A 19,304-nucleotide genomic window follows, 5' to 3' on the forward strand; every position below is an offset into this window, starting at 1 on the left:
GAATAGTCGGTTGATCGTTGACTGGGTGCGCTGATGACGAAGCTCACGATCAAGCAACTGTCCGCGATCAAGACATTGGCAGGTGCTCAGAGCTTCACGATTGCAGCGGCTCGGCTGAACACGACGCAATCGAACCTCAGCATTACGATTCGAGAGGCCGAAAAGCTGCTGGGCGTACGCCTTTTTGATCGCAGTACCAAGACGGTCACTCTGACTGAGGTTGGCACGGAGTTTTCTGAGACCGTCGGGCGGCTGCTCGACGAGCTTGATGCGACCGTGCACAACGTTCAGGCGGTCGGTCGGCTGGAAAGAGGGCAGTTGTCGATCGGTGTGACGCCCCTCTTGGGCAGCATACTGATCCCGGATCTGATTGCGCAATTTCACGACGACTATCCCGAGATCGACTTGCGCCTCGAAGACGCATCGACAACAAAATTGTTGTCTCTGTTGTCGTTACGGGATATCGAGATAGCCATCGGAACGTTCGACAGCAAGGCTCCAGACATCGCTTTGGAACCATTGTTTGACGATGCTCTGATTGCGTTGTCTCATCCCTCACTGGGACTGGCGGGCGAGATGACATGGGCCGAACTCGCCAAGCACCGGCCTATCAGCATGGCTAGCGAGAGCAGCGTCGGGCGGTTGGTGGAAGATACGTTGTGGTCGGTATGCCAAACGCGTTTACAACCGCTGATGCGTTCTCATCACTGGCTGACTGTTGTCTCGATGACCCACGCGATGAGGGGCGTTTGCGTGGTACCGCACTATGCCCTCGAGTTGCATCAGACCCAAACGTTGCGCGCCTCAAGGTTGATGGAGCCTGTCGTCGAACGACGAATCTATGCAGCCTCACTACGCTGTCGGGCGCTTTCGATAGCGGCTCAACGCTTCATCTTTCTACTGAAGGCACGACTGGTTTCCAGCAACGGGCAACGGTCGGAAAATTTATAAGTAGATCAAAACAATCAATTTCCTATATGACTGACGCGCTACTACACTTGCTCACGTCAGCATAAAATGCCTCGCGTTCGAGGTAGTGCTGCATCTACATAAAATATCAGTTGTTTAAATAAATATATCTGATTGGAGACAATTTCGAGCGTAGCCTCGGTCAAGGGTTAAGGCTACGGCTGCCTGAACAGCTGATTTTGAACGCATGTGTCCTATAACCTGCTTCCAAGGAGTAGCATGGCTTGCACCGTCGATACGCCACCCGCACCGCTTTCTCGCTACACCGTTCTCGATCTGTCTATCGCGAGAGCGGGTCCCGTCGCGGTGCGATTGCTTTCAGATTGGGGAGCACGCGTCATTCGCATTGAGCCTCCTCCCAAGAAAGATCGAGGATCAGTCACGGGAAAGCGGCGCGCGCCCGACGAGCAAAACATGCACCGCAACAAGCGCAGTCTATGCGTGGATCTCAAGACCCCGACGGGTGCCGAGGTACTACGCCGACTGGTCATGCAATCCGATGTGGTGGTGGAAAATTTTCGGTCGGTCGTCAAACGACGCCTGGGGCTTGATTACGAGCAACTGTGTCAGGTCAAGCCGGACATTATCCTGGCCAGTATTTCGGGGTTTGGGCAGAGTGGCCCCTATAGCGAACGGCCTGGCGTGGATCAGATCATGCAGGGCATGAGCGGTCTGATGTCGGTGACCGGCGAACCAGGCACCAAGCCAACACGTGTGGGCATCGCTATCTCGGATACCTCTGCCGGAATGTTCTTGGGTCAAGGTATTTTGCTGGCGCTGCTGCACCGGACGAATACGGGGCGAGGCCAATGGGTGCACACCTCGCTGCTGGAGTCTATGCTGAACAAGCTCGATTTCCAGGCGGCGCGCTACACCGCTCGGGGCGAAGTGGCGGTGCAAGAAGGCAATTTTCATCCCACGTTGGCGCCGATGGGGACCTATGACGCGAACAACGGCATGGTGAATCTATCAGCCAGCACAGAACGCATGTGGCAAAACCTTTGCCAGGCGCTAGGTGCGCCACACATGATGCAAAGGCGGGAATACCTTGACCGCACTGCGCGCTTTGAAAATAGGCATCAGTTGAACGCCGAAATCAATACGCTGACCTCTGGTTTTACTGTCGAGGAACTGGTCGCTCGCCTGAACCCGGTCGGCGTACCTTGTGGTCCGGTCTATGACATAGGACAGGCCTTTGAGGATCCTCAGACCCGGCATCTGCGCATGACGCGGACGGCCCGCCACGCGGTGATGGGCGATATGGAGTTGGTGCGTTCGCCGATCAATCTATCGGCGTTTCCGCATCCGGAGCATTTTCAATATGCGGGTCCGGATCCTGGGGAGCACAGTGCTGAGCTGCTGCGCGAACTGGGATACGGCGATGACGAGATCGATAGGATGAAGGCTGAGGAGGTGGTGGCATGAGTTCGACAGCAAACAAGCCCGGGACCATTCCAGAACTCAGCGTGCAGGAGCGGGTGGCTACCATCACGCTACAGCGCCCGGAGCAGGCCAATCGCCTTGGCCCCGATGATCTGGCCGCGATCTATGACCACATCGAGACGGTCAATGCCATGCCAGAGGTTCTGGTTTTGAAGCTGAAATCGTCTGGGAAGTATTTCTGCAGCGGTTATGACATCAGTCGCATCGGCGCGGGCCGGGCCGTCAGTTTCGAGAGCACCGTCGATGCGCTAGAGGCCGCACGACCTGTCACGATTGCACTGGTTCATGGTGGTGTGTATGGTGGCGCGACGGATATGGCGTTGGCGTGTGATTTCCGCATTGGCACGCCGGCAACGAACATGTTTATGCCCGCCGCGCGTCTAGGGCTGCACTACTACGTGAGTGGTATGGAGCGGTATGTGGCTCGCTTGGGGATCAACGCGGCGCTGCGGCTTTTTCTGACGGCCGAGCACATCGATGCCGTTGAAATGTTCCGCATCGGCTACCTGACCCATCTGGGGACAGCGGACGAGTTGACTGCGACGGATGAGCAACTCACTGCAATGATTGCCGGGATGGCGCCACTGCCGCTGCTGGCCATGAAGAAGCACCTGAATCGTATCGCTCGTGGCACCGTCGATATGGCCGATCTACAGCGCGATATTGCCGCGGCCGCCGCATCTGCAGACTTGCAAGAGGGCCGCGCGGCCTGGCAAGAAAAGCGAGCCCCCAACTTTGTCGGCCGTTGAGTTTTCTCTTTAAGGAAACAAAGATGAACCGTAGAACACTTGCTCTGTTGACCGCCTGTGTATGTGCCAGCTCGGGTGCGGTCAGCGCTTTTGCCGAAGGGTATCCCAATCGGCCTATTGAACTGCTCGTGGGCTATAGCCCCGCGGGAGCGGCAGATTTGATAGCGCGAATCCTGGCCGACGATCTGGGCCCGAGGCTGGGTCAGCCGATCATTGTGCAAAACAAGCCTGGCGCCGGAAGCACGCTGGCGTCGAACCTGCTGGCGAATGCGCCAGCCGATGGCTACACGCTGGGGCTCGCATCCGGTACCTTATTCGGTATTGATCAGTATCTTTATAAGGTGAAATACAAGGGAACAGACTTTACTCCCATCAACCGATTGACCATCTCGCCGCTGATACTGGCGGTCAACCCAAAGTTACCTATCAAGTCCGCTGCGGAGCTGGCTGCCTATGCGAAGGCTCGTCCAGGAGAGCTGAATTACTCGTCGTCCGGTATCGGTGGTTCACCACACATGAGCGGGCTGATCTTCGAGAAAGCGACGGGGGTCAAGGTTACCCACATCCCGTATAAAGGCGGTGCGCCTGCGCTGCAGGCAGTGGCGGCGGCGCAGGTCGACTTCTCGTTTGGCACAGCTGCATCGGTGCTTCCGCTCGGCACGGCGGGCGCTGTGCGGATGCTGGGTGTCTCCACCAAGCAAAAAAGTCCTGTTGCCCCCGAACTGCCAACGATCTCCGATACTGGAATACCAGGCTATGAATTCAGCTTTTGGTATGGTCTTTTCGGCCCGGGAAATCTCCCCAAAGACGTGCAGGAGAAGCTGTTCGAGGCTGTGTCGGAATCCCTGGATAATCCAAAGGTCCAAGCCAAGCTCTTGGCGGCGGGCAATGAAGTGTCCCCGATGAAATCCTCTGGCGAATTCGAGCGTTGGGCCATAGATAACGGGAAATTCGTAGTGGATCGAGCAGAGGCGGCAGGCGTACAGGGGCCGAACTAGCCGCAATGGACGTTGGCCCCTGTATGCTAGCCGTTACGCTTTCTGCGTAAGACAATCATCGTTCTTCGGATTCTTGAGCGAACGGCGAGCATAGTATTCGAACGCGATCGTATTGCGCTTGGGTCGGAGCACCCAGTCATGCGCTTCAGAACCGAGTACCGGGTCGATAGGCTGAATTTCCCCGGCCCCCATTGCCAGTAGTTGCATTTTCGCGGCCCGCTCGAAGGCAATGGCGAGTACGCAGGCTTCTTCAACTGTGGAGCCGGCGATCAACAGGCCGTGGTGCGACAGCATCAGCGCGCGTTTCTTGCCTAGTGCGCTGGCGATGAATTCCCCCTCTTCGTTGCCGACCGGGATGCCGGGCCATTTGGCCACGAAAGCGACATCGTCGTAGAGGACGCAGTTGTCCATGTGCGAGACGACGAGCGGCTGCTCGAGCATACCCAGGGCCGCGGTGTGAGCGGCATGCGTGTGAATAATGCAATTCACGTCTGGCCGAGCACGGTAGACCCAGGAGTGGAACCGGTTGGCGGGATTGGGTATGCCAGATCCCGCCACGACGTTCAGGTCCTCGTCCACCAGCAGCAGGTTGTCTTCGGATATTTCATCAAATCCCATACCCAGCCGCTGCGTCAGAAATTGCCCCGGTGTATCGGTGCGGCTGGTGATTTGGCCGGCCAATCCGGAATCGTGGCCGTTATCGAACAGAATTCGGCAGGTCAGCGCCAGCTTTTGGCGCAATGAGTAGGCGCTGTCCTGGAATTGGCGGTCCATTTGGCTGGTGGATTGCGACACCAGAGTGGCTTTGTCGAGTTGAAAAGTATCAGGTTGAGTCATGACTGGGCCTCACGCGAGTTCAGCGGTAGATAGATTACGTTCCGGTTGTCCCGGGAAAAGTGATTGATATCCAGGCAAGGACTCGATGCGTTCGAGCCAGGCACGGATAGCGGGATAGGGCTGCAAGCCGATGCCTCCCATGGGCGCCATGCGCGTATAGGGATATAGCGCAACGTCCGCGATGCTGGGCTTGGCGAGCGTTGCCACCCATCCCCGCGCGCCCTGGCGCTCCAACTGCGAGTCCAGCACCTGTAGTGCTGCCCGGGCCGCCGCGGCATGGCCGACAAAGGGTTCACTGTCAGGGTTGCCATGCCCGTGCAGCGCCAGGTGCAGCCGTAGTTGCGCCAGCGGCTTCATGTGTCGATCTTGTTCAAATGACATCCAGCTTAATACCTGCGCCTGTGCCAAGGTGTCTTGCGGCCACCAGTCACTGCCTTGGGCGAGGTAATGAAGAATGGCCAGCGATTCGGCAAGATGATTGCCATCGGGCAACTGCAACACCGGGACATGGCCCATCGGCGCGATTCGCAAAAATTCAGGTTGCTTCAAGTCGCCGCGATCAATCGACAGTGTTTGGCGTTCCAGGGGAATGCCCAGCAGGCTGGCCAGCAGCCGTACCTTCCAAGCATTGCCCGAGCGCAGGGTATCGTACAGTTTCAACATGTTGGCACCGAAAATCAATCGAGTTGGGTTCCTGCGGCCTGGATGACCTGGCCCCATTTTTCGCTTTCGCTGGCGATATGTTGCTGGTAGGCCGCGACACCGGTTGGCAGCGGCTGAATCCCCATCTCGGCCAGTCGGGACAGCAGTTCGGGCCGAGCCATGGCCTGGGCCAGCGCCTTGTTCAGCACGTCGATATAGGCGGTGGGAGTGTCGGGCGGGGCGACCAGCGCATTCCATGAGCCTATCTGAAATTTTGGCAGACCTTGTTCCGTGCTGGTTTTCAGATCCGGGGCGGCGGGGCTGCGCGTCTGTGCCGCGATGGCAAGCATTTTCAGACGTTGCGCCTGGGCTTGAGGCTTGATGACGGGTAATGCGTCAATCACAATATTTACCTGGCCGCCGACCGCCGCATTCACGGCTTCGGCACCGCTCTTGAACGGGATGTGAACAATGTCAGTCTGGGTAGAGAGCTTGAATAGTTCCATGCCAAGGTGAGGAGAACTACCATTGCCTGCTGACCCAAAGTTCAATTTTCCTGGATGCTGCTTGGCATAGGCGGCCAGCCCCTGGAGGTCTTCGACGCCTTCGATGCCGTTGATCGCCAGGACATAAGGAGAATTACTGACCAGCGACACAGGCGTCATTACCGCCGGATCGTAGCTGAGCTTTCGATAAAGCATCTTGTTGACGACTTGCGTGCCGACGGTTCCCAGCAATAGCGTGTAGCCGTCTGGCTTTGCACTTACCAGGGTCTGGGCCGCAATGGAGCCGCCAGCGCCTGGCCGATTTTCCACGATAATCTGCTGGGAAAGTGCTTCGCCCAGATACTGTCCAATTAATCGCCCAGCTACGTCAGTGATGCCGCCCGCCCCGAAGGGGATGATCAAGCGAATCGGTTTGTTCGGATAGTCGGCATCAGCGGACAATGCCATTTGCGGGGCGGCGGCGGTGATGCTACATAGAGCAATAGCGAAAAATGCGCGGACGCGTCCTCTCAAAGACATAGCAGATCTCCACGTGAAGAACGGGTGGCAGCCCATTCAGGTTTTGATTCGAGTTAGGAAACAAGTTTATTCTAGGACACAAGTGTCCTAAAGGGAAGCAATGGCTGTAAAACTGAAATTGTTGCGTGTGCAGGCGGGGTTGACGCTGGAGGAGCTTGCCCAGCAAGCAGACCTCACACGTAGCTACGTGTCTAAGCTGGAACGCGGTGTTTCCACGCCCTCGATCGGCGCCGCATTGCGGATTGCGAAAGCCCTGGACGTCAAAGTGGAGGAGTTGTTCTCCGAGTCGCACGACGGCGATCCCATTGTGATCAATCGTGCGCCGCCCGGTAATCGAAGCACCGGCCACATGCCGCGCCTCGTCTCAGGTACCTTGCCGGGACACAAGATGGTCGCGTTCGTGATGACCCCTACGAGCGAACCGGTCCGCAACCATCCCATGAGTCACCACAAGGGGGAAGAAATCCTGTTCGTGCTCAAGGGGAGTGTCAATTTGCAGCTTGCCCGGCGCAACGAAACTCTACGCGCTGGCGACAGTGCGCATTTCAACTCCAGCATTCCACACAAGATCACCTCGATCGGCACGCGGCCCGCCTCGGTTCTGCTGGTGATCGCCGAGGATGATGTGGCGGCGGACTGAGTGCATGGCGTCGTGCTGGATCTGATCGAGCCGGGCTGATGGATCTATGAGCAAGTGATCGCTATAGATCGAGCGGCGTAACCGCGAGGTCTATGGTTGTCTCAGCCCCGATGCAGGACTGACGTCATATCCGTTTGTGCGTTCAAATAAACGGGTTCGGGCCATCGAACAGCACGTCAATGCTGTGAAAGGGGATGTTTCCACGATGAATGGCTTCATGCACGATGCCGCCCTCGGTAACGAGTTGCTGTTCCAGGAAGGGATGCGTGTGGAAAGTGAAAATGATGCAATGGGTCGCGCTCTGAGCGTACCGCTCTTCGCCTAGAAACAGCGTGTAATGCGCTAGCGTGCTGTTCATGGCGTCTTTGGCTAAGGCGAGATAGACGCCCGGTTTGGCATTGGTGCCCCGGCGGTCCGCGTTGGGTCTGGCCATAATGCACCGATGCATCATGATGTTGGCGTGGCCGTTATGCGACGTGTAATGAATATAAAGCGGGCGTCCATTGAGCATGCCGTTGTTCAAATGCATGTCAATTCGATGATCGTTGCTGATGCCAGATGCCATGATGTTCCGCGGTTGAACCAAGTGCCTAATCCTAGCGCCGACGCCCAGGGCAACGCAATTTCGACATACAAAATGGAACAAAAATTGCAGATTTTGTTACGTCATTGACTGCGTCGTTCGGTGCTCGCAAATGGGTGCGCCGCAAGGGAGTAAAACTATTTCTGGGCGGCCAAGCCAGCCGCTTTTACGACCCCTGTGTATTTTTTGACTTCTTGTTCCACATAGACGGAAAACTCCTCCGGAGATCGTGAGTCTGGCTCTGCGCCGATCTGGCGAAGTTGCTGCTTGAAGTCCGCTGATTCCATGACGGCGATCATCGTGTCTTGCAAGCGTTTCAATACCGGTGGAGGAACTTTCGCTGGCGCGAACACGGCAAACCAGGCGCTGACTTCGAAGTTGGGTATACCGCTTTCCGCCACCGTGGGTATATCGGGCAGCAGCGTGCTGCGCTGCAGGCTGGTGACAGCCAAAGCGCGCAGGGTACCTTGGCGGATGTTTGGAACCGACGTGGTTTGCAGGTCGAACATCAGTGGCACATGGCCGGCCATGACATCGACCAGTGCGGGTGCGCTGCCGCGATACGGAACGTGCACCAGTTGGATCTTGGCGGCGTTGGCTAGCATCTCACCCGCCAGATGGTTGGATGTTCCAGGGCCGGCAGAGGCGTAATCCAGCGTGTTCGGCTGTTGACGCGCTGCCTCGATGACGTCCGCTAAGGTGCGAAGGGATGACCCGACGGGTGTCACCAGAACGAAGGGGGTCGATGCCACGGGCGCCACCAGCGCGAAGTCGTTGAGCGGGTCGTAGCCGACGTTTGTAATCGCCGGATTGATGGCGTGCGAGCTGACGGTGCCCAAGAGTAGGGTGTAGCCGTCGGCGGGTGCTTTTGCAACGAAGCGCGAACCAATGGCCGTTCCTGCGCCGCTCTTATTTTCGACGACAACTGGCTGGCCAAGTTTTTCCCCCAGCATTTTCCCGATGGCGCGAGCCAGGATATCAGCGGAGCCCCCGGCTGGATAAGGAACCACCAGGGTGACAGAGTGGGTGGGAAAGTCCTGAGCTGTTGCCTGTCCCGCCGCGGCGAGCAGGATACAGGACGCCACAGGAGCAATGAGTCGGCACAGTGGGTGCATGCAATTTATCCATCATGGGTGGGCTTCCATTGCTGGGCGAGGACCGTCGTTCGTTCCAGATGCTCCCAAGTTAATACCTGCTTGTCTAATACCGTTCAATGTAGGTGTTGATACGTCCGACGAATCACACCGTTTCGGGCATTTTTCGCACTGACTTAGTGCGTTCATTCCGGTCATGTAAGGGGTGGGCTGAGCCCAACGCGTTTGCCAAGAAAGCGGGAATGACAGGGTTGTCATTTCCACTTGCATAGGCAAATACCAGTTGATAGGTGGGTGGGTTCTTCGTATCGGAAATGTCGAGGAAGCACACGTCTTCCATATGCAGGCGGCGCATGGCGGATGGAACCAGGGCGATACCTAGTCCCCCTGCGACCAGAGTCAAGATGGCTTGCATCTGCGAGGCTTCCTGGACGACTCTGGGCATGAAACCCGCCGTCTGACAAGCCCTCAGCAGCGCGTTGACAAAGCCCATTCCTTCGGCCGCGGGAAACGAGACAAACGATTCTGCCGCCAGTTCTTTCATTTTCACTTTCTCGCGCTTGGCCAGTGGATGTCCGCTCGGAACGGCAAGCACGAAGCGTTGGGGGCGTAGCTCGACAAGCTCCAGCCCGCGCGAGTCATAAACCGGTCCGACCAACAGCGCCAGATCGGTATGCCCATTCTGGAGATCTTCGAGTTGCCGTCGCGTGGTTTCCGCTGTCAGCGTTAGGTGCACGGTCGGGTAATTGTGCTGGAATCGTTTGAAGATTTCCGGCAGTACGTCGAGTGCCGCGCTGGGTACGAAAGATAGGCGCAACGTGCCTTCAAGGCCGCAATTCGTTCGACGGGCGCGTTCGCGCGCCTGTTCAATGAACCGTAGTAGTCGTACCGCATCTTTATAGAAGACCTGTCCGGCCGGTGTCAGCCTGACGTGATGCTTGCTTCGATCGAGCAGCGTCGTGCCGATATCGGTCTCGAGATTCCTTACTGCGGTCGATAGTGGCGGCTGCGACATGTGCAATCGCTCGGCCGCGCGGCGGAAATTCAATTCTTCAGCGACCACGACAAACTGGCGGACCAGACGGAGTTCAAACATGAGCGTCACCCACTATGCGAAGTCAGATTGGCAATATCTGACACGAATCACGGGGCTATGTAAATAGTATTGGATGTATCAAGGTGGCGCCCCTAGCATGAACATATTCAATCCCTTTCTTTGTTCTAACTTGAGGATCCGATCAGATGCAACCGTCCTTACTCGAAGAAATCCCCCAAGTTCCCAATCCGTATCCGGTGGTTGCGAAGATTGAGTATCCAGAAGTTTGGCGCCTGTGCACGCAAGCGCGGGAGTTGGCCTGGGATCCCGTTGTGGACATTGATTATTCGGAATTGAAGGACGCTGATATTCCCGATGAGGTGCGCGTCGCGGGAGCGGAATGGTGGAGCTTGCGTGCCTGGATGGAACACGGCGCAACGCCGTATGGCGCCGAACGCCTGCGCGAAGCGATTTTTTCGCATCAACCTTTCGAGATAAAGCAGCACATCACCAACTTCATTGCCGAAGAGTTGAGGCATCACGAGGCCAGTTTCCGAATCGCGGACCATTTGCATGGCTATGAGGCCATCCCGCGGGCAGATTACTTCAAAGACATTATCCCGCGCTTTCACGACGAGAAAGACGAAAAGGAAATGAGCTTCTATGCAAGCTTGTCGGTCAATACCTTGTTTGAACAGCTTTCGGGCGAACTGCTTCAAGCACGCTACGAAAATGCAAAGTTCGCATCGATTCGCGAAGCCTGTCGGCTCATCCTGCGCGATGAGGCACGCCATATTCAATTTGGCCGCATTATCATGCGCCGTTTTTTTTCCGAACTACCGGCGACAGAGAAACGCACCATCGGGGAAAAGGTAGCGAAGAAACTCAAGGGCAGCCTGCTCAATGGCGTCTACGCGGTCGTTAATCTGCCGGACGAAGAGCGTGCCCGGTCGGGGCGCAACCGTGCGTTGGCCGCGGAATACGGTCTAGGTGCGACGCATCCGGACGACGAGATCGCCATTATTCGCAAGGGTTTGAACCAGATCCGTGAGGATGTGGGTGTGTATGGGGTCGAGATTCCCCGTGTGTCCGAAATCGACGACTGCATATCGTGAGCCACTCCATGTCGAATCGCATCATTGCTACCAACGAGGTGGCCCCTCCATTAGGTCCATACAGCTTGGCTATCGCCTCGGTGGGTTCTGGAACGTGGCTGCATATCGCCGGCCAGGTCGGTGTGGATCCAAGCGGCCAACTGATGGATGGCTTTGAGGCACAGGCGCGCCAGACGTGGGCTAACCTGGTGGCTGTCTTGTCGGGCGCCGGTATGCGGGTTGAGCATCTGGTAAAAGTCAGCACGTTCCTGACCCGACAGTCGGATCTGCCGCAGTTGGGCCCAGTTCGGGCCGAATTCATCGGTGAATCACGGCCGGCATCCACCGTCGTGGTCGTGCAAGCACTGGCCCGACCTGAATGGTTGGTAGAAATCGAGGGCATCGCCTTCCTGCCCGCATCCGCCTGATCCGGACTGCACGATGTCCCAACGTCCTGAACGGCTTACGCAGCGACTGCGCGAACTAGGTGTGCGATGGCAGCACGATATACGCAAAGGCGGCGATGAGACTAAGGCGCTCTACGTGCCCTTGCTGGCGCAGGCGCCCAAGGCAGGCGTCGATATCATCGATAACCTGGCTTATGGCGATCACCCACGACAAATTCTGGACGTGTATAGGCCTACAGGCGCGCATCGCGCACCAGTGGTTCTCTTCGTGCATGGAGGTGCCTTTATCAGGGGCGCGAAGAATATCAACGCAGAGATGTACGGCAATGTGCTGACATGGTTCGCGCGCCAGGGTTACATCGGCATCAATGTGGAATACCGGCTTGCGCAGGATGCTCCCTATCCCGGCGGTGCTGCTGACGTAGCACAGGCATGCGAATGGGTCGCCCGCCATGTCCACGAGTTTGATGGCGATCCCGATAGAATCTGCCTGATTGGTCATTCCGCCGGGGGCACACATGTCGCGACATTGGCTTGTGATCCGCTTTACGGATCGGCGCCGCTCAATGTGCAGGGTGTCGTGCTGATTTCCGCACGGCTCAAGGCAGACATCCTTGCAGTGAATCCCAACGCAGCGGGTGTCAGGGCGTATTTTGGCAATGACCCCTCGCACTACGAAAGCGGGTCGCCGCTAACCCATGCCGCGCGTGCGCGCGTGCCGGTGCTCGTGGTGAACGCCGAATATGAAAACCCGTTGCTGGACATCTATGGCCTTGAGTTCGCCTTGGCGCTAGGCAAAGCTAGCGCATCAGCGCCTTTGCACATCGCTTTGCCAGATCACAATCATGTATCGATCGTGGCTCATTTCAATACGCCCGAGCAGTGGCTGGGTGAACAGGTGCTGGCGTTCTTCGAACGCTCATGCCGCTAGCGAACAGCACGGTGGGCCTTACTGGCCTTTCACGCCACGACTGGATGGCCAACAATTTCACCCCTTCGGCCGTCTGATCACCCCTGGCGAAGCACGGACGTTGATTCAAGCACCACCAGTATGGATATGGACCAGCAGCCGATCAGAACTCTTCCAGAAAGCGCATACGGAACCGGCGTCCCTTGATGTTGCTGTTGGACAAGCGTGAAAACGCCTGTTTGGCAATCTGGCGGTCCAACGCCACATACGCGTTGAATTCGGTGATATTGATCTTGCCGACCTGCTCGAATGTCAGGCCGCCATCGCCGGTCAGGGCGCCCAGCAGGTCGCCGGGGCGCAGCTTGTCCTTTTTGCCGCCTTGTATGCACAAGGTAATCATCGGCGCGCGCAGGGGGCGGTCGGCCTTGGGGCGCAGCGATTTGATATCGGCCCATTTCAATGGGGTGCCTTGATATTCCTCGATCAGGTTGGCCCAGCGCGTTTCGTTGGGCGAACACAGGCTCAGCGCCAACCCTTTTTGGTCGCCGCGACCGCTGCGGCCGATGCGGTGCACGTGGACCTCGGTGTCCTTGGTCACGTCGACATTGATCACCGCACCCAGGTTCTGGATATCCAGACCGCGAGCGGCGACGTCGGTGGCGACCAGTACGGCGCAGCTTTGATTGGCGAACTGGATCAGGATTTCGTCGCGCTCGCGCTGTTCCAGGTCGCCATTGAGGGCCTGGGCACTGATGCCCTCGGCCTGCAGGCGCTCGACCAGATTGTGACTGCGGATTTTGGTATTGCAGAAGGCCAGCGTCGATGCCGGGCGGAAATGGGCCAGCAGCGTGACCACGGCGTTTAGCCTGTCTGCGTCGTCGATTTCGTAGAAAATCTGCTCAATGCGGCTGGCGTCATGTTGGGCCTCGACCTTCACCTCGGCCGGGTTGCGCAGAAAGCGCGCACTGAGCTTGCGAATGTTGTCGGGGTAGGTGGCCGAGAACAGCAAGGTTTGGCGCTTGGTGGGACAGTGCGAGGCGATGGCGACGATATCGTCATAGAACCCCATGTCCACCATGCGGTCGGCCTCGTCTAGCACCAGTGTATTCAGGCCCGACAAGTCCAGGCTGCCGCGCTCTAGATGGTCTTGCAGGCGACCCGGTGTGCCCACGACCAAATGTGCCCCACGTGCCAGCGATTCCACTTGAGGGCGTGCGGCGGCCCCCCCGCACAGCGTCAGTATCTTGACGTTGGGAATCAGACGAGCCAGCCGACGCAGTTCTTGGGCGACTTGGTCCGCTAGTTCACGGGTAGGGCAGACCAGTAGCGCTTGCGGGACCAGACGGTTCACGTCCAGATTCTGCAGCACCCCCAGGCCAAAGGCCGCGGTCTTGCCGCTGCCGGTCTTGGCTTGCGCGATCAGATCGCGGCCTTCCAGGATCAGTGGCAGGCTCTGCGCCTGGATCGGCGTCATTTTTTCGAAACCCAGGCTTTGCAGATTTTCCAGCAAGGCGGGCAAGAGGGGCAGGGTAGAGAAGGGCGTGTTAGTCACAATAGGGCGGGTGGTAAAAACCGCAAATAGCTGAATTAACCGATAGTGTAGGCCCTTGCACCCTTTTGGGGCTGTCGGCGGTCCTAATGAGCGGGGTACCGACGCCTTAACCGGTCAAGATGTTTCGTTAATCCGTCGAGATAGCTCGCGGGTGGACGGAATCCGTCGTTCGGCGCCTTCTTCCGAGGCCTCGTCCTCTGCCATGTTGGTGATGATCGCCAGCAGCACCTTGCGCGCGGTCTTGATTTCCGTCGCCTTGAGACCACGCGTGCCGATAGCATTGACCTCTTCGGCCAGTGGAACCAGTTTTTTCTTCAGGGCGCGCCCAGTGCGTGTCAAGAACACGTGGATGTTCTTTTTGTTGCCGGGCAAGTGTTTGCGCTCGATATAGCCGAGTTGCTCCATCGCCCGCATCGCCGCAAAGGTCGTGGGCTCCATGACGCCGGCCTGCTCGCTCAGCTCGCGCTGAGTCAGCCCATCTTGTTCCCAAAGGATGCGTAAAAAGGTCCAGTGGCCAAATGACACGTTGTGCTCGGCGAGCCGCATTTGCAGGCCTCGTACCAGTGCTCGGGTGGCGTCCTTGATCAGGTGCGCGAGACGATCGTCAGGCACGGCCTCACGCCAGTGATCCAGCACATTCAGGGTTTCTTTGCTAGTCATCGGTGCAGATTAGAAAGTCACGAAATCGCCCGAAATGATACTCCCACCGGGTGGCAACCCCTCCGGTGACCGTGGCGGCCGCCTAGACCTGATTGTTGAGCAAGACGTCCTCGGCGTGATCGTCCGATTTCAGCATGGCCAGACAAATTTCGAGCGTGGCTTTGGCCCACGCGCCGTCGTGCAGGCAAGGGCGATCGTTATAAATGGCCCCATGCAATTCATCGATGACCTCAAAACGCGGAATCACCGGTGCGGGCAGCGCCCGGAATTCGCGCCCCGTGTCGCCATAAATGAGGATTCCGTTGGGCATGGGCCGCAGGTCGGCATGGTCACATGACACAATGAGGGAGCCAAAATGCTGATGCGATGGTTCCGCAAATGCGGTCTGTGCGGCCGCTCTGGCGTATGCGCTTCCCCCGTAGGTTCCTGCTGCCTTCAGGGTCGCTTCTGCAGCGGGGCTGGCGATCGCGGCTAATTTTTTCCGGGCGGCTCCATAATCCTGTGCCGACTTGGGATTGCCCATTTCTCCCACCCAATCCATCCATTCGTCTGAATCAAAATGGGCATACCCGCTGTAGTTCAACGACGCATACGCGCCTGACGCAAACCAAAGCAGGGCGCTATACGCTCCCTCGGTTGGCCGGGATGTGTTCCAACGTCCGAGCGCGCTGCGCAGCCGTACCGGTCGCGCGCCCACGAGCATGCGGACAATGTCCACCTGATGAGCGGCCTGGCTGAACACGGCGCCGCCACCGTCCTGGGTCGAGAGCTCTTCCGGACGTCTGGGACGAAATAGGTAGTCGGTGTAGTTCAAGGCGTGCACCATTCGTACCGATCCGAATTCTCCACCCGAGATCAATTCGTGCGTCCTCAGGTACGGGGTATCAAAGCTGTGACAGTGTCCGATCAGCAACGTGACACCCGATGCTTTGCAAGCCTGGATCATGCTGTCGCACTCGTCCAAAGACAGTGCCATCGGCTTTTCCACCAGGACGTGTTTTCCGTGAGCGGCGGCGATGCGCGTGTGTTCGGCATGCAACTGGTGCGGGCTGGCGATGTAGACCACCTGAACGTCGGGATTGGCGACCAACGCATCGACATCCGAATAGGTGGGCGCGGCGAAATCTCGTTCGAATCGCGCTCTCGCTTCTGGTCGAGGGTCGCTTGCCGCAACCAACTGCACGCGACTGTCGTTCAGGAAGGTGGGGAGCATCAGTGAAAACGCCCGTCCCAGCCCGGCCACGCCTAATCTCAATGTTGGTGTATTCATGTCCAGGCTTTCTGTTGGTTAAAGGTCCAGCACCAGTTTTTCACAAGTGGCACGCGAGACACACACCATGATTTCCGCTTCCTGCTCTTCAGGCATCAGTACCATATCGCGGTGATCGGCCGATCCTTGCAGCATCCGGGTCCGGCATGAACCACAGGTGCCGCTCTCGCATGAATAACTGACCTTGACGCCGGCCTCGAGCAAGACCGAGAGAATCGACTTGCCCACCGGGATTTCGAACTCTCGACCGGACTTGGCCAGTTCGACGCGAAATGGCTGATCGTCGGGTTTTTTTCCGCCACCCTCCAGGAAACTTTCAAAATGGATGCGCGCGGGTGACCAGTGCCCCGACATGTCCCGCACGCCTTCCATCAGGCCGCGTGGACCACAGCAGTAGACGTGCCCCCGATTGGGCTTTTCCAGGACGGGCCACAAGTCAAACGAATTCGCGGGATCACCGTAATCGTGGTGAATCTTGACGTGCGCCTTGATGTCGGGGTGAGTCAACTCGTCCAAGTATGCGGTGGTCTCGGGTGCCTGGCTCAGGTAATAAAGCTTCCAAGGACACGGGGCGAGCTCGCCGAAAGAGCGAATCATCGACAGGATAGGCGTGATGCCGATTCCCCCAGCAATGAAAATCAGACTGTCGGGATTGTCGACCAGCGCAAATGCGTTATCGGGCATCGTCGCCGAAAGGATTTGCCCCTCTCTAGCCTCGTCGACCAGGCTGATCGAGCCTCCGCGTCCTTGCGCTTCGCGCTTGACGGTGATGACGTAGTGATGCCGTTCGCCGGGATCGTTGCAGAGGGAATATTTGCGAAACTCGCCGTTGGGCACTTGCACTTTGATATGAGAACCAGGGGTGAACGGCGGGAGGTCTTCCGCGTTTTCCGAAACGAGTTCAAATGCACGTATGCCCTGGGCGGCGTCTTCGATTTTCTGGATCCTCAAACGCACTTCGGTATCCATGGACGTGCTGGGCGGGGTCATGTCGATCTCCTGCAATCTGCGTAACACTCAGATCTTGTATGTTTCGTAAGTGCTGGGATGAAACAGTTCTTCGACCGGAACATGACGGGACGACAGACCCTGCGCATGATGGTGGCGCGTAAAAGCCTCTAGGGTGGCCAGGCTATCCTGCACGCCATAGGCCCAGTAGTTGGGTCCCATGGTTTCTTGCGCGGCTTTGAGCTGCTCTTCAACAAAGGGCAGAGTGACTTTCGTCGCTGATGTATCCGACAGTTTTTCCAATGCGATGGATTTCGACCGATCGAATGCCTTGACCAGGGCGGCGGCCAGCCAGGGGTGCTGCTCGGCCAGGGTCTTGCGCAGGCCCAAGACATGCATGATGGGAAAAATGCGTGTGCGGTTGAAGTAGTCCTTTGCGACGGCCGTCGGGTCGTCGAACAACCAGCCGACGTTGGGGTTCTCGCGCGCGGCGCCGTACGGCGCGCGTGGCGCCATGAATCCATCGATCTCACCCCGGTCCAGCATGTCCGAGATGGTCGTGTCGGCGGGGGCGTCGATCATTTTTACGTCAGCGGGAAGCTTCAGCTTTATTTTTTCGGGGCGGCCCGGCTGATCGATGCCGCCGCGCACCCAGGTGACATCCGATGGCCGCACGCCATAGTCGTCTTGCAATATGGCGCGCGCCCATACATTGGCGGTCAACTGATACTCGGGGATACCTATCCGTTTTCCCTTCAGGTCTTCGGGGCGCGTGATTCTGTCCTTGCGGACATAGATCGACGTGTGTCGGAATGCGCGCGACAGAAAGATGGGTAGCGCGATGTACGGACAGTCGCCGTTGGCGTGTTTCACCAGATAGCTCGAAAAAGACAGCTCACTGATATCAAAATCCTGATAGCGAAACGCACGAAAGAACATTTCCTCGGGACTCAGAAGCATGTACGCGGGGTCTACGCCGTCTATCTGCACGGCGCCGTCAACCAAGGCGCGATTACGGTCGTAGTCGCCGATGGCAATGGAAAGCGGTAGTTTGGCCATGTTGCGAGTTGTCCTCAGGTTGTCGCTGTTAAGCGGTTGTTTGATAGTTGGTTTCGAGTTCCGGTGTGTCTTCCGTTTGCCGACCCACGGGCTTGGCGTCGAAATTCCGCCAATCGATTTCCTTGGGGACGATCGCCTGGAATGCGCATACCTGCGCCGGAATACGCTGATCGCCCGTGCCGATGGCCGGCGCACCATCCTTGAACGCCAGGACGGCGTCCAGCATTTGCTTGCGAAACTCGACGACGGCCAGATCGCTGGCCCCAAGGCGGTCGTTTGATCGGTCGGCAATAGGACCCATGGTGACCCACATGGCGATGTCCTGGTTCGGAAATCCCTTGATTCCCGTAAAGTTGCCGGCTTTCATGGCCTGGCGATCCTGCCAAAAGCGGTTCTCTTCGTTGCGAAAGGGGCGATAGCGTTCGTCCAGGTCTTTTCCGACGCTGGTCCCCAGGAACTTGCGCCAGGTCTCGGTGTCGGGCGTGGTCGCCCGTTCTCCCCATGCGATGAAATAGAACGCCGTGTTCGTATCGTCCATCGGCACGTTCACATTCGCGACGTTGTACAGGTTGTTTGGCGGGATCAACACGGTGTTTGGCGCGACGAAGACCGTCGAGCGGATGTAGTCCGTTTTGGCGGCGTTGGTAATGGGTCTGCGAATCGCCGCGTAACGAAAGCCATACGAGGTCTTATGCACCTGCATACGGGGGGCCTTGTCTGTGGACGGTCGCAACCAGTTTTTCTCTGTCGCTTGCGCGCCACCGACGCGGGCAGGCACGAAATCCGACGAATGCAGGCTGGAGCTATGGGCCGAATCGATAGCGCCCTCCAGGATCTGCGCCCAATTACAGGGGACGAGCACTTTGGCAATACTGACTTTTGCGTCCTGGGTCGGCGCCCAGGGAGGAGGGGTGAATTCGGGTATGGCGTCCTGGGGACCCATGAACGCCCAAACCATGCCACCCCATTCCTGTACCTTGTATGCCTTGTGTTTGACCTTGTCCGCCATCGTGCTTGCCGCGGGTTCGGACACCATTTCGATCACGGTTCCTTCTACATCCATCTTCCAGCCGTGATACAGGCAGCGCAGGCCGCATTCTTCATTGCGTCCGTACACAAGCGACACACGGCGATGAGGACAATACTCGTCCATGACGCCCACCCGCCCATCCGTGTCGCGAAATACGACGAGGTCTTCACCTAGCACGCGTGCCTTGACCGGATCACAGTCGGGTTCGCTCACTTCTTCCGTCAGGCAAATGGGGATCCAATGCTTGCGCATGAGTTGTCCCATAGGCGCGTCTTCTTCGACGCGGCACAGCAGATTGTTTTCTTCGACGGTCAACATAGGGGCCTCCAGATTGCTTCCCACCGCTGCGCCAGCGACT

At 57.8% G+C, this 19,304-nt stretch carries 20 protein-coding genes; 8 read left to right on the plus strand and 12 right to left on the minus strand.

The features are described from left to right. Positions 1-33 precede the first annotated feature (33 nt). The 4 genes from ACNAZS_RS15320 (at position 34) to ACNAZS_RS15335 (ending at position 4,159) form a co-directional block, all read left to right on the plus strand. Positions 34-951, plus strand: a complete 918-nt coding sequence (locus ACNAZS_RS15320) for a LysR family transcriptional regulator (protein WP_415790766.1) — start codon at positions 34-36, stop codon at positions 949-951. Between the two features lie 237 nt (positions 952-1,188). Beyond that, a complete protein-coding gene (locus ACNAZS_RS15325; RefSeq protein WP_415790768.1) occupies positions 1,189-2,394 on the plus strand; it encodes a CaiB/BaiF CoA transferase family protein in 1,206 nt (401 codons plus the stop codon). After that, on the plus strand, positions 2,391-3,161 hold the full coding sequence (locus ACNAZS_RS15330) for an enoyl-CoA hydratase/isomerase family protein (protein ID WP_415790770.1): 771 nt from the start codon (positions 2,391-2,393) through the stop codon (positions 3,159-3,161). Before ACNAZS_RS15325 ends, ACNAZS_RS15330 begins: the two co-directional genes overlap by 4 nt. 23 nt (positions 3,162-3,184) lie before the next feature. Then, complete coding sequence (locus ACNAZS_RS15335; protein ID WP_415790772.1) at positions 3,185-4,159, plus strand: Bug family tripartite tricarboxylate transporter substrate binding protein; 975 nt, start codon at positions 3,185-3,187, stop codon at positions 4,157-4,159. A gap of 33 nt (positions 4,160-4,192) precedes the next feature. Here ACNAZS_RS15335 and ACNAZS_RS15340 read toward each other — a convergent pair whose 3' ends face one another. The 3 genes from ACNAZS_RS15340 to ACNAZS_RS15350 are packed head-to-tail and all read right to left on the minus strand — an operon-like array spanning position 4,193 to position 6,663. Then, positions 4,193-4,996, minus strand: coding sequence for an aldolase (locus ACNAZS_RS15340; RefSeq protein WP_415790774.1), 804 nt, complete (start codon positions 4,994-4,996; stop codon positions 4,193-4,195). 9 nt (positions 4,997-5,005) lie between these two features. Further along, positions 5,006-5,659, minus strand: a complete 654-nt coding sequence (locus tag ACNAZS_RS15345; RefSeq protein ID WP_415790775.1) for a glutathione S-transferase family protein — start codon at positions 5,657-5,659, stop codon at positions 5,006-5,008. Between the two features lie 14 nt (positions 5,660-5,673). Then, positions 5,674-6,663, minus strand: coding sequence for a Bug family tripartite tricarboxylate transporter substrate binding protein (locus ACNAZS_RS15350; RefSeq protein ID WP_415790777.1), 990 nt, complete (start codon positions 6,661-6,663; stop codon positions 5,674-5,676). A gap of 100 nt (positions 6,664-6,763) precedes the next feature. Between ACNAZS_RS15350 and ACNAZS_RS15355 the strand changes: the two genes are divergently transcribed. Continuing rightward, on the plus strand, positions 6,764-7,303 hold the full coding sequence (locus tag ACNAZS_RS15355) for a helix-turn-helix domain-containing protein (RefSeq protein ID WP_415790779.1): 540 nt from the start codon (positions 6,764-6,766) through the stop codon (positions 7,301-7,303). 142 nt (positions 7,304-7,445) lie between these two features. Here the strand turns inward: ACNAZS_RS15355 and ACNAZS_RS15360 are convergent, their stop codons facing one another. The 3 genes from ACNAZS_RS15360 to ACNAZS_RS15370 form a co-directional block, all read right to left on the minus strand. Beyond that, the gene (locus tag ACNAZS_RS15360; RefSeq protein ID WP_415790781.1) at positions 7,446-7,868 is read right to left on the minus strand and encodes a hypothetical protein; all 423 of its coding nucleotides are present in this window, start codon (positions 7,866-7,868) and stop codon (positions 7,446-7,448) included. A 155-nt stretch (positions 7,869-8,023) separates the two neighbouring features. Next, positions 8,024-9,001 (minus strand): Bug family tripartite tricarboxylate transporter substrate binding protein, encoded by a 978-nt coding sequence (locus ACNAZS_RS15365; RefSeq protein WP_415790783.1) that lies wholly within the window; start codon positions 8,999-9,001, stop codon positions 8,024-8,026. A gap of 124 nt (positions 9,002-9,125) precedes the next feature. Continuing rightward, positions 9,126-10,076: a LysR family transcriptional regulator gene (locus ACNAZS_RS15370; RefSeq protein ID WP_415790785.1), complete on the minus strand. Its 951-nt coding sequence runs from the start codon at positions 10,074-10,076 to the stop codon at positions 9,126-9,128. Between the two features lie 146 nt (positions 10,077-10,222). On the opposite strand from ACNAZS_RS15370, the gene ACNAZS_RS15375 reads away from it, so the two are divergent. From ACNAZS_RS15375 to ACNAZS_RS15385, 3 genes are read left to right on the plus strand one after another with little or no spacing between them, the layout of a single operon-like run. Further along, on the plus strand, positions 10,223-11,131 hold the full coding sequence (locus tag ACNAZS_RS15375; RefSeq protein WP_415790787.1) for a ferritin family protein: 909 nt from the start codon (positions 10,223-10,225) through the stop codon (positions 11,129-11,131). An 8-nt stretch (positions 11,132-11,139) separates the two neighbouring features. Further along, the gene (locus tag ACNAZS_RS15380; protein ID WP_415790789.1) at positions 11,140-11,538 is read left to right on the plus strand and encodes a RidA family protein; all 399 of its coding nucleotides are present in this window, start codon (positions 11,140-11,142) and stop codon (positions 11,536-11,538) included. 13 nt (positions 11,539-11,551) lie between these two features. Continuing rightward, entirely contained in the window at positions 11,552-12,448 is an 897-nt protein-coding gene (locus ACNAZS_RS15385; RefSeq protein ID WP_415790791.1) for an alpha/beta hydrolase, read from the plus strand. Positions 12,449-12,590: 142 nt separating this feature from the next. Here ACNAZS_RS15385 and dbpA read toward each other — a convergent pair whose 3' ends face one another. From dbpA to ACNAZS_RS15415, 6 genes are all read right to left on the minus strand, one after another. Continuing rightward, entirely contained in the window at positions 12,591-13,979 is a 1,389-nt protein-coding gene (dbpA, locus tag ACNAZS_RS15390) for an ATP-dependent RNA helicase DbpA (protein ID WP_415790792.1), read from the minus strand. A 114-nt stretch (positions 13,980-14,093) separates the two neighbouring features. Next, positions 14,094-14,639, minus strand: coding sequence for a MarR family winged helix-turn-helix transcriptional regulator (locus ACNAZS_RS15395; protein ID WP_415790793.1), 546 nt, complete (start codon positions 14,637-14,639; stop codon positions 14,094-14,096). 82 nt (positions 14,640-14,721) lie between these two features. After that, positions 14,722-15,909 carry a Gfo/Idh/MocA family protein gene (locus ACNAZS_RS15400; protein WP_415790795.1) on the minus strand — a complete coding sequence of 396 codons (1,188 nt, stop codon included), beginning with the start codon at positions 15,907-15,909 and terminating at the stop codon, positions 14,722-14,724. 18 nt (positions 15,910-15,927) lie between these two features. Then, the gene (locus ACNAZS_RS15405; protein WP_415790797.1) at positions 15,928-16,899 is read right to left on the minus strand and encodes a PDR/VanB family oxidoreductase; all 972 of its coding nucleotides are present in this window, start codon (positions 16,897-16,899) and stop codon (positions 15,928-15,930) included. A 27-nt stretch (positions 16,900-16,926) separates the two neighbouring features. Next, on the minus strand, positions 16,927-17,916 hold the full coding sequence (locus tag ACNAZS_RS15410; protein WP_415790799.1) for an ABC transporter substrate-binding protein: 990 nt from the start codon (positions 17,914-17,916) through the stop codon (positions 16,927-16,929). Positions 17,917-17,944: 28 nt separating this feature from the next. Further along, positions 17,945-19,264, minus strand: a complete 1,320-nt coding sequence (locus ACNAZS_RS15415; protein WP_415790801.1) for a Rieske 2Fe-2S domain-containing protein — start codon at positions 19,262-19,264, stop codon at positions 17,945-17,947. Between the last annotated feature and the right edge of the window lie 40 nt (positions 19,265-19,304).

Source organism: Bordetella tumulicola, assembly GCF_965138755.1.
In the GTDB taxonomy this organism is placed as follows: domain Bacteria; phylum Pseudomonadota; class Gammaproteobacteria; order Burkholderiales; family Burkholderiaceae_B; genus Bordetella_A; species Bordetella_A tumulicola.

Excerpts from the sequence above, each read along its gene's own strand:
- ACNAZS_RS15320 (WP_415790766.1), top strand. The coding sequence starts at position 34 with ATGACGAAGCTCACGATCAAGCAACTGTCCGCGATCAAGACATTGGCA.
- ACNAZS_RS15325 (WP_415790768.1), top strand. The coding sequence starts at position 1,189 with ATGGCTTGCACCGTCGATACGCCACCCGCACCGCTTTCTCGCTACACC.
- ACNAZS_RS15330 (WP_415790770.1), top strand. The coding sequence starts at position 2,391 with ATGAGTTCGACAGCAAACAAGCCCGGGACCATTCCAGAACTCAGCGTG.
- ACNAZS_RS15335 (WP_415790772.1), top strand. The coding sequence starts at position 3,185 with ATGAACCGTAGAACACTTGCTCTGTTGACCGCCTGTGTATGTGCCAGC.
- ACNAZS_RS15340 (WP_415790774.1), bottom strand. The coding sequence starts at position 4,996 with ATGACTCAACCTGATACTTTTCAACTCGACAAAGCCACTCTGGTGTCG.
- ACNAZS_RS15345 (WP_415790775.1), bottom strand. The coding sequence starts at position 5,659 with ATGTTGAAACTGTACGATACCCTGCGCTCGGGCAATGCTTGGAAGGTA.
- ACNAZS_RS15350 (WP_415790777.1), bottom strand. The coding sequence starts at position 6,663 with ATGTCTTTGAGAGGACGCGTCCGCGCATTTTTCGCTATTGCTCTATGT.
- ACNAZS_RS15355 (WP_415790779.1), top strand. The coding sequence starts at position 6,764 with ATGGCTGTAAAACTGAAATTGTTGCGTGTGCAGGCGGGGTTGACGCTG.
- ACNAZS_RS15360 (WP_415790781.1), bottom strand. The coding sequence starts at position 7,868 with ATGGCATCTGGCATCAGCAACGATCATCGAATTGACATGCATTTGAAC.
- ACNAZS_RS15365 (WP_415790783.1), bottom strand. The coding sequence starts at position 9,001 with ATGCACCCACTGTGCCGACTCATTGCTCCTGTGGCGTCCTGTATCCTG.
- ACNAZS_RS15370 (WP_415790785.1), bottom strand. The coding sequence starts at position 10,076 with ATGTTTGAACTCCGTCTGGTCCGCCAGTTTGTCGTGGTCGCTGAAGAA.
- ACNAZS_RS15375 (WP_415790787.1), top strand. The coding sequence starts at position 10,223 with ATGCAACCGTCCTTACTCGAAGAAATCCCCCAAGTTCCCAATCCGTAT.
- ACNAZS_RS15380 (WP_415790789.1), top strand. The coding sequence starts at position 11,140 with ATGTCGAATCGCATCATTGCTACCAACGAGGTGGCCCCTCCATTAGGT.
- ACNAZS_RS15385 (WP_415790791.1), top strand. The coding sequence starts at position 11,552 with ATGTCCCAACGTCCTGAACGGCTTACGCAGCGACTGCGCGAACTAGGT.
- ACNAZS_RS15395 (WP_415790793.1), bottom strand. The coding sequence starts at position 14,639 with ATGACTAGCAAAGAAACCCTGAATGTGCTGGATCACTGGCGTGAGGCC.
- ACNAZS_RS15400 (WP_415790795.1), bottom strand. The coding sequence starts at position 15,909 with ATGAATACACCAACATTGAGATTAGGCGTGGCCGGGCTGGGACGGGCG.
- ACNAZS_RS15405 (WP_415790797.1), bottom strand. The coding sequence starts at position 16,899 with ATGACCCCGCCCAGCACGTCCATGGATACCGAAGTGCGTTTGAGGATC.
- ACNAZS_RS15410 (WP_415790799.1), bottom strand. The coding sequence starts at position 17,916 with ATGGCCAAACTACCGCTTTCCATTGCCATCGGCGACTACGACCGTAAT.
- ACNAZS_RS15415 (WP_415790801.1), bottom strand. The coding sequence starts at position 19,264 with ATGTTGACCGTCGAAGAAAACAATCTGCTGTGCCGCGTCGAAGAAGAC.